Origin of the sequence: Streptomyces sp. NPDC050704 (assembly GCF_040654355.1) — a bacterium.
Classification (GTDB): Bacteria; Actinomycetota; Actinomycetes; order Streptomycetales; family Streptomycetaceae; genus Streptomyces.
In genome coordinates this window covers 1-16,476 of record NZ_JBFAHW010000070.1, presented here as the reverse complement: position 1 = coordinate 16,476, position 16,476 = coordinate 1, and the positions used below count along the sequence as shown (strand labels likewise).

Annotated in this window: 15 protein-coding genes; 11 read left to right on the top strand and 4 right to left on the bottom strand. The window is 67.6% G+C overall.

From position 1 onward, the window contains the following. The first annotated feature begins 228 nt into the window (after positions 1-228). Complete coding sequence (locus AB0I18_RS33240; RefSeq protein WP_033325602.1) at positions 229-585, top strand: iron-sulfur cluster assembly accessory protein; 357 nt, start codon at positions 229-231, stop codon at positions 583-585. Between the two features lie 124 nt (positions 586-709). On the opposite strand, the gene AB0I18_RS33235 is transcribed toward AB0I18_RS33240, so the two are convergent. Both AB0I18_RS33235 and AB0I18_RS33230 read right to left on the bottom strand, forming a co-directional pair. After that, positions 710-2,254: a hypothetical protein gene (locus AB0I18_RS33235; protein WP_363109366.1), complete on the bottom strand. Its 1,545-nt coding sequence runs from the start codon at positions 2,252-2,254 to the stop codon at positions 710-712. 259 nt (positions 2,255-2,513) lie between these two features. Then, on the bottom strand, positions 2,514-2,723 hold the full coding sequence (locus tag AB0I18_RS33230) for a hypothetical protein (protein WP_363109365.1): 210 nt from the start codon (positions 2,721-2,723) through the stop codon (positions 2,514-2,516). A 133-nt stretch (positions 2,724-2,856) separates the two neighbouring features. Here AB0I18_RS33230 and AB0I18_RS33225 point away from each other — a divergent pair, with 133 nt between their 5' ends. Continuing rightward, on the top strand, positions 2,857-3,831 hold the full coding sequence (locus AB0I18_RS33225) for a carbohydrate kinase family protein (protein ID WP_363109364.1): 975 nt from the start codon (positions 2,857-2,859) through the stop codon (positions 3,829-3,831). 89 nt (positions 3,832-3,920) lie between these two features. On the opposite strand, the gene AB0I18_RS33220 is transcribed toward AB0I18_RS33225, so the two are convergent. Then, entirely contained in the window at positions 3,921-5,309 is a 1,389-nt protein-coding gene (locus AB0I18_RS33220) for an aminotransferase class V-fold PLP-dependent enzyme (protein ID WP_363109363.1), read from the bottom strand. 503 nt (positions 5,310-5,812) lie between these two features. Between AB0I18_RS33220 and coxB the strand changes: the two genes are divergently transcribed. The 4 genes from coxB to AB0I18_RS33200 all read left to right on the top strand — a co-directional run bounded on the left by coxB (position 5,813) and on the right by AB0I18_RS33200 (position 10,269). Continuing rightward, the gene (gene coxB, locus AB0I18_RS33215) at positions 5,813-6,733 is read left to right on the top strand and encodes a cytochrome c oxidase subunit II (protein ID WP_363109393.1); all 921 of its coding nucleotides are present in this window, start codon (positions 5,813-5,815) and stop codon (positions 6,731-6,733) included. Then, a complete protein-coding gene (ctaD, locus tag AB0I18_RS33210; protein ID WP_363109362.1) occupies positions 6,730-8,466 on the top strand; it encodes a cytochrome c oxidase subunit I in 1,737 nt (578 codons plus the stop codon). Before coxB ends, ctaD begins: the two co-directional genes overlap by 4 nt. After that, the gene (locus tag AB0I18_RS33205) at positions 8,463-8,861 is read left to right on the top strand and encodes a cytochrome c oxidase subunit 4 (protein ID WP_363109361.1); all 399 of its coding nucleotides are present in this window, start codon (positions 8,463-8,465) and stop codon (positions 8,859-8,861) included. Before ctaD ends, AB0I18_RS33205 begins: the two co-directional genes overlap by 4 nt. Positions 8,862-8,991: 130 nt before the next feature. Next, on the top strand, positions 8,992-10,269 hold the full coding sequence (locus AB0I18_RS33200) for an Ig-like domain-containing protein (RefSeq protein ID WP_363109360.1): 1,278 nt from the start codon (positions 8,992-8,994) through the stop codon (positions 10,267-10,269). Positions 10,270-10,360: 91 nt separating this feature from the next. Here the strand turns inward: AB0I18_RS33200 and AB0I18_RS33195 are convergent, their stop codons facing one another. Continuing rightward, complete coding sequence (locus AB0I18_RS33195) at positions 10,361-10,762, bottom strand: hypothetical protein (protein ID WP_363109359.1); 402 nt, start codon at positions 10,760-10,762, stop codon at positions 10,361-10,363. A gap of 188 nt (positions 10,763-10,950) precedes the next feature. On the opposite strand from AB0I18_RS33195, the gene AB0I18_RS33190 reads away from it, so the two are divergent. The 5 genes from AB0I18_RS33190 (at position 10,951) to trpD (ending at position 16,394) form a co-directional block, all read left to right on the top strand. Next, on the top strand, positions 10,951-11,571 hold the full coding sequence (locus AB0I18_RS33190) for a heme-copper oxidase subunit III (RefSeq protein WP_363109358.1): 621 nt from the start codon (positions 10,951-10,953) through the stop codon (positions 11,569-11,571). 66 nt (positions 11,572-11,637) lie between these two features. Beyond that, complete coding sequence (locus tag AB0I18_RS33185; protein WP_363109356.1) at positions 11,638-12,447, top strand: c-type cytochrome; 810 nt, start codon at positions 11,638-11,640, stop codon at positions 12,445-12,447. Then, positions 12,444-13,502 carry a Rieske 2Fe-2S domain-containing protein gene (locus tag AB0I18_RS33180; protein WP_363109355.1) on the top strand — a complete coding sequence of 353 codons (1,059 nt, stop codon included), beginning with the start codon at positions 12,444-12,446 and terminating at the stop codon, positions 13,500-13,502. Before AB0I18_RS33185 ends, AB0I18_RS33180 begins: the two co-directional genes overlap by 4 nt. Next, complete coding sequence (locus AB0I18_RS33175) at positions 13,499-15,160, top strand: ubiquinol-cytochrome c reductase cytochrome b subunit (protein WP_363109354.1); 1,662 nt, start codon at positions 13,499-13,501, stop codon at positions 15,158-15,160. Before AB0I18_RS33180 ends, AB0I18_RS33175 begins: the two co-directional genes overlap by 4 nt. Before the next feature lie 169 nt (positions 15,161-15,329). Then, positions 15,330-16,394, top strand: a complete 1,065-nt coding sequence (gene trpD / locus AB0I18_RS33170) for an anthranilate phosphoribosyltransferase (RefSeq protein ID WP_363109353.1) — start codon at positions 15,330-15,332, stop codon at positions 16,392-16,394. Positions 16,395-16,476 lie beyond the last annotated feature (82 nt).

Sequence of the window (16,476 nt, the reverse complement as noted above, 5' to 3'; positions counted from 1 at the left end):
CGAAATGACGTTATCTATCATAACCGCTTCACGTCACTTTGACGACGGCCATAGCGTCGATGTGACGTGAATCCCGGAGGGGTTGTCCACAGGCCGCTGTCCGTGTTCCGGCGGGTGTGCGAGCATGAAGAGAGAACGCAAGACACACGCTCGGCCCGGAATGAATCCGCGGCCCCGGCGGTTGCAATCGTCGGCAAGCAGTCTCCGTACAACCCGGGAGAGAAGCAGATGTCCGTATCGGACGAGACCACCACCGTGAGCGACGGCATCCTCCTGTCGGACGCCGCCGCGGCCAAGGTCAAGGGCCTGCTCGAGCAGGAAGGCCGCGACGATCTGGCACTGCGCGTCGCCGTTCAGCCCGGCGGCTGCTCCGGCCTGCGGTACCAGCTCTTCTTCGACGAGCGCTCCCTCGACGGCGATGTCGTCAAGGAGTTCGGCGGTGTGAAGGTCGTCACCGACCGCATGAGCGCTCCGTACCTGGGCGGCGCCTCCATCGACTTCGTGGACACCATCGAGAAGCAGGGCTTCACGATCGACAACCCGAACGCGTCGGGTTCCTGCGCCTGCGGCGACTCCTTCAGCTAAGCCTGCCCCGGCCGAGTCCGGCCTCGTACGTGAAAAGGCGGCGCCCCCTCCAACGGGGCGCCGCCTTTCATGTACTGCTACTGCGAGCCGCAGGCTACTTGTTCGGCTGCTACTTGCTTGACGGCTACTTGTTCGGCGACGGCAGATCCTTCTCCAGCGGCACGGCCTTACCGTCCACGCCGACCACCTTCCGGTCGCCGAGCGGCTCCTTGAGCTCGACCTTCTCGTGGAAGACCTTGGCGATCATGATGCAGACCTTGTCCTTCCACGGCTTGTCGGTCACCCGGACCGTCACCTTGTCGCCGCTCTCGTCGGCCGAGGCCGAGTAGTCGCTGCACACGCCGCCGGTGAAGCGCACGGTCAGCTCCCTGCCGTCCGCGCTGTAGCCCTCGACCTTGACGCTCTGCGTCTCCGGCGCCTCGGTCTTCCCGTCGCCGGGCTCGCTCGGCCGCGGGGTGGGCGGCAGGGCCGGGGTCTCGCTCGGCGGCTGCGCGGCGGCCAGGTACCGCGGGTCGACCGCGGGATACGTGACCGTGAAGCTGTCCTTGCCTCCCGCCGGCCGCACCTCGAAGAGCCAGGACGGCACCAGTGCCGGCCGCCCGTTCACGAAGTGCGAGGCCAGACCGAACACGGCGTCCTCGACGGCGACCGGATCGGGCTTCGGCGGCACGGGCGAGGTGTCGCAGGGCGCCTCTTTCCTGTTCTTGAGCTCGCCCTTGAGCTCGCCTTCGAGGGGTACGGGGCTGGCGCACCCGCCGATCCCCACGCGCCCGTTGTCCGTCCCGGACCCGTTCAGCAGGTCGAGCGTCTTCCGGGCGCCGAGGACGGGATACGTGTCGCTCTTCACCGGCGCCTTCAACTGGCCGCTGCCGCCCACCACTTGGCCGTCGGCGTTGACCTGCACGCCGGTCGTCCAGCCGTACGTGGGCAGCCCGCCGACCTCCGGCTCCGCGTTCACCACGCGGACGGCGCCCATGAGCTGGCTCGCGTCGAGCTTCGCGTCGTCCTGGCCGACGGCCTTGAGAACGGGCGCGGCGGCCTTCTTCGCGGCGTCCGCGCTCACCGGGTCGGTCTCGGGGTCCTGAGTGGACCCGGCGGACCCGCTCTCGCACACCGTGGTGCTCTTGCAGTTGTCGGTGCGGGGTGCGAAGCGGTTGAACGTCCACGTGCCGGGCGCCTTCTTGTTCACCCGCAGGCCCGGTCCGAATCCGTCCTTCGTGGCCCCGACCTTCCAGGCGTCGCCCTCCGCCGTCGGCGTGCCCTCCACGTCCAGGGCCTTCGCCAGCCCGGCCACCTCGGCCGCCGTGACCTCGCCCTTCGCAAGGTGGACGGCGGCGGAGGAGGGGCCGTCGGGGAGTTCGCCCTCGGCGCGGTAGGTCGCGCCGTTCGGGTCGGGCTCGCCGGGCGCGATGCCGTTCGGGTCGCCCGTACCGCCCTTTGTGTAGCCGTCCAGGGCCAGCGGCGGCGGTGTGCCGTCGCCGGCGGGCGTACCGGAGCTGTCCTTGTCCTCACCGCCGCCGGACGCGGTCGCGGCGAAGTAGGCTCCGCCGCCGCCGACGAGCAGCACCGCGGCCGCGACCGAGGCGACGACCACCGGCGAACGCCGTCGGCGCGGCTTGTCCTCGTCGGCGGCTCCGGCCGCGTCGTTGTCGGGTCGCTCGGTGTTCACCGCATCGCTCCTTCTACCGCACCACTGTCCGACCTGGAGAGGGACCGGATCAGGGCACAACAGGGTCGTATCCCGTATCCCCTTTACGGGGGACAGCAATGGGACGCACCGGGGGAGCGCACGGTTCCCTCCCGGGCGCCGAGGCGCCCGAAGGGGCGCGGGGCTGTGACATTGTGCGGCTCCGCCGCGTGGGCGCGACCAGCCACAGAAAACCCGCAGCTACAGACGACCCGCAGTTTCCCGCCCTTTCCGCGGAGCCCTAGTCGCCATAGTCCGACATGGCATCCAGCAGCCGGGCGGAGCCCACCGGCACAGTGACGCCGTGGATGAGTGACGGCGACACGGGCAGGGCGGCGATCCGAGCGGGAGCGACCCAGTGCGGAGCCATACGCGCGCAGTCACCGCGCAACTCCACGAGACCGCCTTCGGTATCGAGCGGAACGGAGCCCTGGATCTTGAGGTTCGTCATAGCGGAACCGTAGGCACCGCAAGGCCTACGAAAAAAGCCCTACTATTGGGTAGTTTTGCCTGCTTCGAAGTCCTGGCGTCAACCCGATAGCGTTAGCTGTCAATCCCCCTCCTCCCAGGAGTGTGTCCTAGCCGTGCGTATCGCAGTCTCGGGCTCCATCGCCACCGACCACCTCATGACCTTCCCCGGCCGTTTCGCCGACCAGCTGGTCGCGGATCAGCTGCACACGGTCTCCCTTTCCTTCCTGGTCGACAATCTGGACGTACGCCGGGGCGGCGTGGGCGCGAACATCGCCTTCGGTATGGGCCAGCTCGGCTCCTCGCCGATCCTGGTCGGAGCCGCGGGCTCCGACTTCGACGAGTACCGGGCCTGGCTGGACCGGCACGGCGTCGACACCGCGTCCGTCCGCATCTCCGAGGTGCTGCACACCGCGCGCTTCGTCTGCACCACGGACTCCGACCACAACCAGATCGGCTCCTTCTACACCGGCGCCATGAGCGAGGCCCGCCTCATCGAGCTCAAGGCGGTCGCCGACCGCGTGGGCGGGCTCGACCTCGTCCTCATCGGCGCGGACGACCCCGAGGCGATGATGCGGCACACCGAGGAGTGCCGGACCCGCTCGATCCCCTTCGCCGCCGACTTCTCCCAGCAGATCGCGCGCATGAACGGCGAGGAGATCCGTCTTCTCCTCGACGGTGCGACGTACCTCTTCTCGAACGAGTACGAGAAGGGGCTCATCGAGTCCAAGACCGGCTGGAGCGACGCGGAGATCCTCGCCAAGGTCGGCCACCGTGTGACGACCCTCGGCGCGCGCGGCGTCCGGATCGAGAGCGTCGGTGGGGACACGGTCGAGGTCGGTGTCCCCGAGGAGACGGCGAAGGTGGATCCGACGGGTGTCGGCGACGCCTTCCGGGCCGGGTTCCTCTCGGGGCTGGCCTGGGGGGTTTCGCACGAGCGGGCGGCGCAGGTGGGCTGCATGCTCGCGACGCTGGTCATCGAGACGTCGGGCACGCAGGAGTATCAGCTGCGGCGGTCCCACTTCATGGACCGGTTCACGAAGGCGTACGGGCATGACGCCGCCAGTGAGGTGCAGGAGCACCTGGTTTAGGTCTCGGTTCCTTTGGTCGGGGTGATTCGTTGCCTGCGGGCGCGTGGGGGCTGGTCGCGCAGTTCCCCGCGCCCCTGAAGGGGCGCCGCTCAGGTCAGGCGCCTTACCAGGTACGCCGTCCCCCGCTCCGCGGGTTCCTCCCCTGCGTACTCCTGGCCCCGCATCTCGCACCACGCGGGGATGTCGAGTCGGGCCGCCTCGTCGTCCGACAGGACGCGGATCGTGCCGCCGACCGGTACGTCGCCGATCACCTTGGCGAGTTCGATCACCGGGATCGGGCAGCGCCTGCCGAGGGCGTCGACGACGAGGGAGTCGCCCCCCTGTACGGCGGACACCGCGGGGGCGGTCACCGGAGCGCCCAGCTTTTCGCGGACCGCCGCGACCGTGCCCGGGAGCACCTCAAGGAAGCGGTCCACGTCCTGCTCGGGCGTGCCCGGAGGCAGCGACACCCGGACGTTGCCCTCGCTCAGTACACCCATGGCCTTCAGTACGTGGCTGGGAGTCAGCGTGCTGCTCGTGCAGGACGATCCGGACGACACGGAGAAACCCTCGCGGTCCAGCTCGTGCAGCAGAGTCTCCCCGTCGACATAGAGACAGGAGAAGGTGAGGAGATGGGGGAGCCGGCGCACCGGGTCGCCCACCACCTCCACATCCGGGACGAGTTCCGGCACCCGCGCCCGGATCCGGTCCGTCAGTTCCCGCAGCCGGGCCGACTCCGCGGCCGCCTCCGCCCGTACGGCACGCAGCGAGGCCGCCGCGGCGACGATCCCGGGGATGTTCTCGAAGCCGGGGGCGCGCCCCGACTCCCGTTCGTCGACGGGACCTTGAGAGGCGTACCGCACCCCCTTGCGTACGACGAGGAGCCCGACGCCCGAGGGCCCGCCCCATTTGTGGGCGCTGCCCGTCAGCAGTGACCAGCCGCCCTCGACCGGCCCCCAGGCCAGTGACTGCGCCGCGTCCACCAGCAGCGGCACACCGGCCTCGCGGCACGCGGCGGCGACCTCGGCCACCGGCTGTTCCGTGCCCACCTCGTGGTTGGCGGACTGGAGGCAGGCCAGCGCGGTGTCGGGGCGCAGGGCCGCGGCGTACGTGTCGGGGGAGACCGCACCCGTCCGCGAAACGGGCACTTCGGTCACCGTCCCGCCCTCGCCGCGGTGTGCCTCCGCCGAATGGAGCACCGAAGAATGTTCGACGGCGGACACGATCAGGTGACGCCCGACGCGGCGGCGTCCCGCCAGGGCGCCGGTGATCCCGGTGTGCACCGCTCGTGTGCCGGAGGTGGTGAAGACCAGTTCGTCGGGGCGGCAGCCGACCGACTCCGCGGCGGCCTCGCGGGCGGCGTCCAGGAGCAGGCGGGCCCGCCTGCCCTCCCGGTAGAGCCGGGCCGGGTCGGCCCAGCCCTCGTCCAGTGAGGCCTGCAGGGCCTGGCGGGCCACGGGGTGGAGGGGAGCGGAGGATGCGGCGTCGAAGTAGGACACACCGTCACGCTATGCGCTGCGCGCGGCTGGGGGTACACGGGTCGGTTCGTTGGCTGCGGGTGAGTGGGGGCCGGTCGCGCAGTTCCCCGCGCCCCTGAAAGACGGGGCTGCGCCCCATGTCTTTCTTCTTTAGAGGTGCGGGGAACTGCGCGACCAGCCACTGACGGCCCGCAGCCGCCGTATTCGCCACGCCCCCCGAGCTACTAGGCGTCCCAAACCCCCGTCAGAAGCCCTCCGGAGTCACTCATTCCACCCCTTCGGGGTGCCCGGCGGCGCGTTGGGGACCCTCCCCGCGCGACCCCAAAAAGCGTCCAGTAGGGTTTGGTCCGCATAAACATCCAAACCCCTGCCCGACGCAGGGCGGCGACCGACCACCGAGAAGGCCAGGCCGCAGCCGTACAGCGCGGGCGAGACTCTCGGGAAGGCGCTACGTGAGTCCCAACGGCTCCGACCTCCCCCGCAGCCTGAAAGGCGCGGGCGGTACCCCCACGCCCCGGCGCCCGATGCGGCGGAAGCTGCTGCAGGCACTGACTGCGGGCCTGGTCCTGGTGACCGCCACCGGTTGCACATACGAAGACTTTCCCCGTCTTGGTATGCCCACCCCGGTCACGGAGGAGGCCCCACGGATCCTCTCCCTCTGGCAGGGCTCGTGGGCGGCAGCGCTCGCCACGGGCGTGCTGGTCTGGGGCTTGATCATGTGGAGTGTCATCTTCCACCGGCGCAGCCGCACCAAGGTCGAAGTTCCCCCGCAGACCCGGTACAACATGCCCATCGAGGCGCTGTACACGGTGGTCCCCCTCCTCATTGTCTCGGTGCTGTTCTACTTCACAGCCCGTGACGAGTCGAAGCTCCTCAGCCTCGAGAAGAAGCCCGACGTGACGGTCAACGTCGTCGGCTTCCAGTGGAGCTGGTGCTTCAACTACATCGAGAACGTCGACGGTTCCACCGGGGACGCGAGCACCGACAAGAACCTGGCCGCCATTCCGGACCGGTTCAAGAAGGACTACCCGGCCGACGCGGGTGGCGTCTACACCTGCGGCACACCGGGTGAGCGCAACCCCCAGACGAACAACCCCGGGCCGACCCTCTGGCTCCCCGAGGGCAAGACGGTCCGCTTCATCCTCACTTCGCGTGACGTCATCCACTCCTTCTGGGTGGTGCCGTTCCTCATGAAGCAGGACGTCATCCCGGGCCACACCAACTCCTTCCAGGTGACGCCCAACAAGGAGGGCACCTTCCTGGGCAAGTGCGCCGAGCTCTGCGGCGTCGACCACTCCCGGATGCTCTTCAACGTGAAGGTCGTCTCTCCCGAGCGTTACGAGGCCCACCTCAAGGAGCTCGCGGAGAAGGGCCAGACCGGTTACGTCCCGGCCGGCATCGAGCAGACGGACCCTGAGAAGAACCGGGAGACGAACAACCTGTGAGCATCCTCAACGAACCCCAGGGTGCCGCCGCGGCTGAAGACTCGTACGAGAACGAGCTGCCGGTACGGCGCAAGCAGCCCGGCACTGTGCTGATCAAGTGGCTGACGACCACGGATCACAAGACGATCGGCACGTTGTATCTGGTCACGTCGTTCGCGTTCTTCTGCATCGGCGGCGTGATGGCGCTGTTCATGCGCGCCGAACTGGCCCGTCCCGGCACCCAGATCATGTCGAACGAGCAGTTCAACCAGGCGTTCACGATGCACGGCACGATCATGCTGCTGATGTTCGCGACACCGCTGTTCGCCGGCTTCGCCAACTGGATCATGCCGCTGCAGATCGGCGCCCCGGACGTCGCCTTCCCCCGGCTGAACATGTTCGCCTACTGGCTGTACCTGTTCGGCTCGCTGATCGCGGTGGCCGGCTTCCTCACCCCGCAGGGCGCCGCCGACTTCGGCTGGTTCGCCTACAGCCCGCTCTCGGACGCGGTCCGCAGCCCGGGCATCGGCGCCGACATGTGGATCATGGGCCTGGCATTCTCCGGCTTCGGCACCATCCTCGGCTCGGTCAACTTCATCACCACCATCATCTGCATGCGCGCCCCCGGCATGACCATGTTCCGCATGCCGATCTTCGTATGGAACGTACTGCTCACCGCGGTCCTGGTGCTGCTGGCCTTCCCGGTGCTCGCGGCCGCGTTGTTCGCACTGGAGGCGGACCGCAAGTTCGGCGCGCACATCTTCGACGCCGCCAACGGCGGAGCGCTGCTGTGGCAACACCTTTTCTGGTTCTTCGGCCATCCAGAGGTGTACATCATCGCCCTGCCGTTCTTCGGCATCATCAGTGAGGTCATCCCGGTCTTCTCCCGCAAGCCGATGTTCGGCTACATGGGCCTGATCGGCGCGACCATCTCGATCGCCGGCCTGTCGGTGACGGTGTGGGCGCACCACATGTACGTCACCGGCGGCGTGCTCTTGCCGTTCTTCTCCTTCATGACGTTCCTCATCGCGGTACCCACCGGGGTGAAGTTCTTCAACTGGATCGGCACCATGTGGAAGGGGTCCCTGAGTTTCGAGACCCCGATGCTGTGGGCCACCGGCTTTCTGATCACCTTCACCTTCGGTGGTCTGACCGGGGTCATCCTGGCCTCGCCGCCGATGGACTTCCACGTGTCGGACTCGTACTTCGTGGTGGCGCACTTCCATTACGTGGTGTTCGGCACGGTGGTGTTCGCGATGTTCTCCGGCTTCCACTTCTGGTGGCCGAAGATGACCGGCAAGATGCTCGACGAACGCCTCGGCAAGATCACCTTCTGGACGCTGTTCATCGGCTTCCACGGCACCTTCCTCGTCCAGCACTGGCTGGGCGCCGAGGGCATGCCGCGCCGGTACGCGGACTACCTCGCGGCCGACGGGTTCACCGCGCTGAACACGATCTCGACGATCAGTTCGTTCCTGCTCGGTCTGTCGATCCTGCCGTTCTTCTACAACGTGTGGAAGACCGCCAAGTACGGCAAGAAGATCGAGGTCGACGACCCGTGGGGTTACGGCCGCTCGCTGGAGTGGGCGACTTCCTGCCCGCCGCCGCGGCACAACTTCCTCACGCTGCCGCGGATCCGTTCCGAATCCCCTGCCTTCGATCTGCATCACCCCGAAATCGCCGCTCTCGATCAGCTCGAGAACGCCGGTCACGGTGAGAAGGCCCTCGCTGGTGGCAAGGAGGCCGGCAAGTGAAGGTCCAAGGCAAGATGTTCATCTGGCTGGCGTTCTTCGTGCTGGCCGTCGCGGTCCTCTACGGCGTGTGGTCGAAGGAGCCGGCCGGCACCACGGCGCTCTTCCTGGCCTTCGGCCTGTGCATCATGGTCGGCTTCTACCTGGCCTTCACGGCCCGGCGGGTCGACACGGGTGCTCAGGACAACAAGGAGGCCGACGTCGCGGACGACGCCGGTGAGGTCGGGTTCTTCAGCCCGCACAGCTGGCAGCCGCTGTCCCTGGCCATCGGTGGCGCGCTCGCCTTCATGGGCGTCGTCTTCGGCTGGTGGCTGATGTACTTCTCGGCCCCGATCATCCTGATCGGTCTGTGGGGCTGGGTCTTCGAGTACTACCGCGGAGAGAACCAGAACCAGTAACACGCGCTCGACACCAGGAAGCCCGGACACTCCGTCAGGAGGGTCCGGGCTCCCTCTTTTGCCACGCTTTTCGTCCCTCGGACGGCCCACTCGCCGCGCCGGAGCCGACCGGCGTTCCTAGCGTGAGGTCATGAGCCACACAGTTACCTTCCGGGGCCCGCGAAACCGCACGGTCGTCAGCTGCACGGCGCTGGTGGTCGCCCTCGGCGCGGGCGTCACGGCCTGCGGCTCCGGCGGCCACCCGCTCTCGGCGAAGCCGTACGACGCGGCGGCACAGATCTCCTTCAACGCCCCGGCGGGCGACGGCAGGCGGGCCGACCCGGACAAGCCCCTGGAGATCACCGCGGAGGACTCCGACGGCCGGATCACCGACGTGACGGCCAAGGACGCGGCCGGGCGGTACGTGGCGGGCGAACTGTCCGCCGACGGCGGCCGCTGGCACAGCACCTCGCCGCTCGCCGCGGGCGCCCGCTACACGGTGCGGGTGAGCACCGAGGACGAGGACGGCGCCCCGGGCCGCAAGGTCCTCTCCTTCGACACCAGCACGCCCACCACGAAGAAGCGGCTGAACGTGAAGTTCGGGCCCGACACGGGCAAGTACGGCGTCGGCCAGCCCGTCACCGCCGAGCTCAGCACCCCCGTCAAGGACAAGGCCGCCCGAGCCGTTGTCGAGCGTGCCCTCAAGGTCGACTCACAGCCCGCGGCGGAGGGCGCCTGGCACTGGGTGGACGACAGGACGCTGCACTACCGCCCCAAGGAGTACTGGCCCGCCCACGCCACCATCAGGGCCTACAGCAACCTCTCCGGCATCAAGGTCGCCGAACGGCTCTGGGGCGGCAGGGCGAAGCCCCTGAAGCTCACCACGGGCGACCGCGTCGAGGCCGTGACGGACGCCGCCGCGCACTCGATGACCGTCTACAAGAACGGCGAGGTCATCAACGAGATCCCGGTGACCACCGGCAAGCCCGGCTTCGACACCCGCAACGGCGTCAAGGTGGTGCTGGGCAAGGAGTACTTCGTACGCATGCGCGGCACCAGCATCGGCATCGCCGAGGGCAGCGCGGACTCGTACGACCTGCCCGTGTACTACGCGACCCGGGTCACCTGGAGCGGCGAGTACGTGCACGCCGCGCCCTGGTCCGCCGGCTCCCAGGGGTCCGCCAACGTCAGCCACGGCTGCACCGGGATGAGCATGGGCAACGCGGAGTGGTTCTTCGACACCGTGCGCCCCGGCGACATCGTCAAGGTCGTCAACTCGTACGGCGACACGATGGACCCGTTCGGCAACGGCTTCGGCGACTGGAACCTCACCTGGAAAAAATGGCGCAACGGAAGCGCCCTGGTGGGAGGCACGCCGGAGGGCCCACCGCCCGAGGCCCGCGCAAAACTACGCCCAGAGTCCGTGTGACAGCACCCCTGGCCCCGTTAGGGGCGCGGGGAACTGCGCGACCAGCCACAAACGGCCCGCAGCCGCCAGGCAGCATCAGGTTCTACGGTGATCAGGCGCTCAGAGCGGAAGGGCGCCGCAGCAGATCCGCCAGAGCAGCGGCAAACTCCACCGGCTCCACAGGCAAGGTCACCGCCGCCTCCGCCCGGCTCCACGTGGCCAGCCAGGCATCCTGCGGACGCCCGATCAGCAACAGCACCGGCGGACAGTTGAAGATCTCGTCCTTGATCTGCCGGCAGATGCCCATGCCACCCGCCGGCACCGCCTCACCGTCCAGCACGCAGACATCGATCCCACCGCGGTCCAGCTCCTTGATGACCGCGGCCGGCGTCGCACACTCGATGAACTCGACCTGAGGAACGTCCGTCGCGGGCCTGCGCCCCGTGGCGAGCCGCACCTGTTCGCGGGTGTTGGAGTCGTCGCTGTAGACCAGCACCGTTGCGGTCGGCTGCATTCTTCCTCCGGGACATCAGCGTCGTAGAGACAGAGACGGACAGGGTCCGATGCGCGGATGCTACTCCCTCGAACGCCTCGTCAGCACTGGTTCGGACAGGGCTTCGATGGGCCATACGGGCTGGACACACCCCACAGACACCCCGAACGGCACCCCCGGGAGTGAGGGCGGGATAAGCGACCGACATAATGTCGGTCGTGGCGACAGCAACGACAGTAGATACCGGGCACGCGCACCCGTCGGTCAACCGACCGAACCTCACCAGCGTCGGAACCATCATCTGGCTGAGTTCCGAGCTGATGTTCTTCGCGGCCCTTTTCGCGATGTACTTCACCCTGCGATCAGTGACGGGACCCGATCACTGGAAGGAGATGGCGCACAGCCTGAACCTTCCGTTCTCGGCGACCAACACCACGATCCTGGTGCTCTCCTCCCTCACCTGCCAGCTCGGTGTGTTCGCCGCCGAGCGCGGTGACGTGAAGAAGCTCCGGATGTGGTTCATCGTCACCTTCGTCATGGGGGCGGTCTTCATCGGCGGCCAGGTGTACGAGTACACCGAGCTGGTCAAGAAGGACGGGCTCTCGCTCTCCTCCGACCCGTACGGCTCGGTGTTCTACCTGACCACCGGCTTCCACGGCCTGCACGTGACGGGTGGTCTCATCGCCTTCCTGCTGGTCCTCGGGCGTACCTACGCCGCCCGCAGGTTCACGCACGAGCAGGCGACCGCTGCCATCGTCGTGTCCTACTACTGGCACTTCGTCGATGTGGTCTGGATCGGCCTCTTCGCCACGATCTACCTGATCAAGTAGCCCGGGCCCGCTCCCGCGCACATTCCAGAAGCATCGACGCTGAAGATCCTGACACCGGGGTAATCCGTGAAAAAGCTCTCCGCACGACGACGCCATCCGATGGCGGCGCTCGTCGTCCTACTCCTCGCGTTGGCGTGCACCGGTTGGCTGTACACCGCGTTCGCGCCCGCGGACGAGGCGCAGGCCGGTACAACCGCCCAGTCCCTCGCCATCGACGAGGGCAAGAAGCTCTACGCCGTCGGCTGCGCCAGCTGCCACGGCACCGGCGGGCAGGGCACCACCGACGGTCCGAGCCTGGCGGGCGTGGGCGCCGCGGCCGTGGACTTCCAGGTCGGCACCGGCCGTATGCCGGCCCAGCAGCCGGGCGCACAGGTTCCGAAGAAGAAGGTCATCTACTCGCAGGCCGAGATCGACCAGCTCGCGGCGTTCGTCGCCTCGCTGGGCGCCGGCCCGTCCGTACCGACGGAGGCCCAGTACGGCCCCGAGGGCGCGGACATCGCCAAGGGCGGCGAGCTCTTCCGTACCAACTGCGCGCAGTGCCACAACTTCACCGGTGAGGGCGGCGCGCTGACAAACGGCAAGTACGCCCCGACGCTGGAGGATGTCGACCCGAAGCACATCTACGAGGCCATGCAGACCGGCCCGCAGAACATGCCGTCCTTCCCCGACACCACGCTGACGGAGAAGAACAAGAAGGACATCATCGCGTACCTCGACGAGGTCAACAGCGACGATTCGGAGAGCCCCGGTGGTCTCAAGCTGGGCGGCCTCGGGCCGGTCAGTGAGGGCCTCTTCGGCTGGATCTTCGGTCTCGGCGGTCTGATCGCCGTCGCTGTGTGGGTCGCCGCCCGGACCGCAAAGGCCAAGAAGTCATGAGTAGCCAAGAAGACACTCCAGAAGAGAACCTGCCCGCTGAGCAGGACGAGCACGGCGCCCTGGCGGAAGCGGACGAGAAGGACCCGTTCGCGGATCCCGGTCTGCCGCCCCACGAGCACCGCATCCAGGACATCGACGAGGAGGCCGCCAGGCGCTCCGAGCGCGCTGTCGCCTTCATGTTCACGCTGTCGATGCTGGCCACGGTCGGCTTCATCGCCTCGTTCGTGACGATCCCGGCAGACAAGATCGTCTACATCTTCCCGCTCGGGCACATCAGCGGACTGAACTTCGCGCTGGGCATGACGCTCGGTATCGCGCTGTTCGCCATCGGCGCGGGCGCCGTCCACTGGGCCCGCACGCTGATGTCCGACGTGGAGATCGCCGACGAGCGTCACCCGATCGAGGCGGAGCCCGAGGTTCGCGCGAAGGTGCACGCGGACTTCAAGCAGGGCGCCAAGGAGTCCGCGCTCGGCCGCCGCAAGCTGATCCGCAACACGATGTTCGGCGCGCTGACCCTGTTCCCGCTGTCCGCCGTCGTCCTGCTGCGCGATCTCGGTCCGCTGCCGGAGGACAAGCTGCGGCACACGATGTGGAAGCCGGGCCTGAAGCTCGTCAACATGAACACGAACGAGCCGCTGCGTCCCTCCGACGTCGTGGTGGGCTCGCTCACCTTCGCCAAGCCCGAGGGCCTGGAGGAGCACGACCACGAGTTCCAGACCGAGATCGCCAAGGCGGCCCTGATGATCGTCCGGCTGCAGCCGGCGAACATCAAGGACAAGCGCGAGCTCGAGTGGTCCCACGAGGGCATCGTGGCGTACTCGAAGATCTGCACCCACGTCGGTTGCCCGATCTCCCTGTACGAGCAGCAGACGCACCACGTTCTCTGCCCCTGCCACCAGTCCACCTTCGACCTCTCCGACGGTGCCCGAGTGATCTTCGGCCCGGCCGGTCACGCCCTGCCGCAGCTGCGCATCGGTGTGAGCGACGAGGGCTACCTCGAGGCGCTCAGCGACTTCGAAGAGCCCGTCGGTCCTTCGTTCTGGGAGCGCGGATGAGCACTACGACCACCAACACGAACGCATCAGGCCCTGACGGGCCGGGGCGCTCGCGGGAGAAGGCACCCGCCGGTGAGCGGGTAGCCGACTGGGCCGACGGTCGGCTGGGGATCTACTCCCTGGCCAAGGCCAACATGCGCAAGATCTTCCCGGACCACTGGTCCTTCATGCTGGGCGAGATCTGCCTCTACACCTTCATCATCATCATCCTCACGGGTGTGTACCTGACGCTGTTCTTCCACCCGTCGATGAACGAGGTGGAGTACCACGGCAGTTACGTCCCGTTGCAGGGGCAGCTGATGTCGGAGGCGTTCGCCTCCACGGTGAACATCAGCTTCGACGTGCGCGGCGGTCTGCTGATCCGGCAGATCCACCACTGGGCGGCGCTGATCTTCCTCGCCGCCATGTTCGTGCACATGATGCGCGTCTTCTTCACCGGCGCGTTCCGCAAGCCGCGTGAGGTCAACTGGCTGTTCGGCTTCCTGCTGTTCGTCCTGGGCATGTTCACCGGCTTCACCGGCTACTCGCTCCCGGACGACCTGCTCTCCGGAACCGGTGTCCGATTCATGCAGGGCGCGGTCCTGTCCGTGCCGGTCGTGGGCACGTATCTCTCGATGTTCCTCTTCGGCGGCGAGTTCCCGGGTGGCGACTTCGTCGCACGGTTCTACTCGGTCCACATCCTGCTGCTGCCGGGCATCATGCTTGGACTGGTGGTGGCGCACCTGATCCTGGTCTTCTACCACAAGCACACGCAGTTCGCGGGTCCAGGAAAGACCAACAAGAACGTCGTCGGTATGCCGTTCATGCCGGTTTACATGGCCAAGGCCGGAGGCTTCTTCTTCCTGGTCTTCGGTTTCGTCGCGGTCATCTCGGCGATCGCCACGATCAACCCGATCTGGGCGCTCGGCCCATATCGCCCGGATCAAGTGTCCACCGGCGCTCAGCCCGACTGGTATATGGGCTTCTCCGAGGGCCTGATCCGAGTGATGCCGGGTTGGGAGATCAACTTCTGGGGCCACACGCTCGCCCTGGGCGTGTTCATTCCGCTGATGGTCTTCCCGCTGGTGCTGGTCGCGATCGCGGTCTACCCGTTCATCGAGTCCTGGGTCACCGGCGACAAGCGCGAGCACCACATTCTGGACCGGCCACGCAATGCCCCGACCAGGACCGGGTTCGGCGTCGCCTGGATCACGTGGTACATGATCCTGCTGATCGGTGGTGGAAACGACCTCTGGGCCACGCATTTCCACCTGTCGATCAACTCGATCACCTGGTTCGTACGGATCGCGTTCTTCGTCGGCCCGGTCATCGCGTTCGTCGTCACCAAGCGGATCTGCCTCGGCCTCCAGCGCCGCGACAGGGACAAGGTGCTGCACGGCCGCGAGTCGGGCATCATCAAGCGCCTGCCGCACGGTGAGTTCATCGAGATCCACGAGCCGCTCAGCCAGGAGCAGCTGCACACTCTCACGTCGCACGAGCAGTACGAGCCGGCCGCGATCGGCCCGGCGGTCGACGAGAACGGTGTCGAGCGCAAGGTGAAGGGCACGCAGAAGCTGCGGTCCAAGCTCAGCAACGCGTACTACGGGGACGACAACCAGATCCCCAAGCCGACCGTTGAGGAGTACAAGGAGATCACGAGCGGCCACGGTCACCACTGATCGCCTGCCTGATCCGTACCGATGCCTGATCTGTACTGATCGCCACGGTAAGAGCCCCGTCCATTGCCCGGACGGGGCTCTTTGCCGTCCCCGGGGCTGGATAGGGTGGTGCCATTCCTATACGAGTCCCGGTATGAACCGCCGGGACCGGACGATCCAGGAGCGGCTGATGAACGCTGTGACCCCCGCTGGAGGCGACATCGCGGCGGGCCGTTCCTGGCCCGGGGTGCTGAACGGCCTGCTCGACGGCCGTGACCTGAGCGCGGACGACACCGCCTGGGCGATGGATCTGATCATGCGCGGCGAGGCGACCGACGCGCAGATCGCCGGGTTCGCGGTGGCACTGCGGGCCAAGGGCGAGACCGTCGAGGAGATCAGCGGACTCGTACGGATGATGTACGAGCACGCCAACGTGATCGAGGTGCCGGGGGAGACGGTCGACATCGTCGGCACGGGCGGCGACGGTGCGAAGACCGTCAACATCTCCACGATGTCGGCGATCGTGATCGCCGGTACCGGCGCGAAGGTCGTCAAGCACGGCAACCGGGCGGCCTCCTCGGCCTCCGGAGCGTCCGATGTGCTGGAGAAGCTCGGGGTCAATCTGGAGCTGACGCCGAAGCGGGTGGCCGAGGTGGCGGAGGTGGCCGGGATCACCTTCTGCTTCGCGACGAAGTTCCATCCGGCGATGCGTCATGTGGGCGCCGCACGTGGGCAGTTGGGGATCCGGACGGTCTTCAACTTCCTCGGCCCGCTGACCAACCCGGCCAAGGTGAAGGCGCAGGCGGTCGGTGTGGCCGACCTGCGGATGGCGCCCATCGTGGCCGGCGTCTTCGCGGAGCGCGGCAACTCGTCGCTCGTCTTCCGCGGCGACGACGGGCTCGACGAGCTGACCACCACGTCCACGTCCCATGTGTGGGTCGTACGGGACGGGAAGGTGACCGGGGAGACCTTCGATCCCCGGGACGTCGGTATCGAGCTGGTGCCCGTGGAGGCCCTGCGGGGTGCTGACGCGTCGTACAACGCGGATGTCGCTCGGCGGTTGCTGAACGGGGAGACCGGGCCTGTGCGGGATGCTGTGCTGTTGAACTCGGCGGCGGCGTTGGTGGCTCTGAAGCCGGGGACCGGGTCTCTTGCGGAGCAGCTTCGTGAAGGGATGGCGAAGGCGGCGGAGGCTGTTGACTCCGGGGCCGCGAAGTTGACGTTGGACCGGTGGGTGGCGGCCACTCAGGCGTAGGGTTTTCGCCCCCGCCGCCCCTACCCGTCCCGTCCCCTGGGGCTCTGCCCCAGACCCCGTGTCGTGTGTTGTTGGGTGCGGG

Bases quoted from the DNA above. Each gene is read 5' to 3' on its own strand.
- AB0I18_RS33200 (WP_363109360.1), top strand. From the start codon at position 8,992: ATGAGCCACACAGTTACCTTCCGGGGCCCGCGAAACCGCACGGTCGTC.
- AB0I18_RS33230 (WP_363109365.1), bottom strand. From the start codon at position 2,723: ATGACGAACCTCAAGATCCAGGGCTCCGTTCCGCTCGATACCGAAGGC.
- AB0I18_RS33240 (WP_033325602.1), top strand. From the start codon at position 229: ATGTCCGTATCGGACGAGACCACCACCGTGAGCGACGGCATCCTCCTG.
- AB0I18_RS33190 (WP_363109358.1), top strand. From the start codon at position 10,951: ATGTCGGTCGTGGCGACAGCAACGACAGTAGATACCGGGCACGCGCAC.
- trpD (WP_363109353.1), top strand. From the start codon at position 15,330: ATGAACGCTGTGACCCCCGCTGGAGGCGACATCGCGGCGGGCCGTTCC.
- AB0I18_RS33195 (WP_363109359.1), bottom strand. From the start codon at position 10,762: ATGCAGCCGACCGCAACGGTGCTGGTCTACAGCGACGACTCCAACACC.
- AB0I18_RS33175 (WP_363109354.1), top strand. From the start codon at position 13,499: ATGAGCACTACGACCACCAACACGAACGCATCAGGCCCTGACGGGCCG.
- coxB (WP_363109393.1), top strand. From the start codon at position 5,813: ATGCGGCGGAAGCTGCTGCAGGCACTGACTGCGGGCCTGGTCCTGGTG.
- AB0I18_RS33180 (WP_363109355.1), top strand. From the start codon at position 12,444: ATGAGTAGCCAAGAAGACACTCCAGAAGAGAACCTGCCCGCTGAGCAG.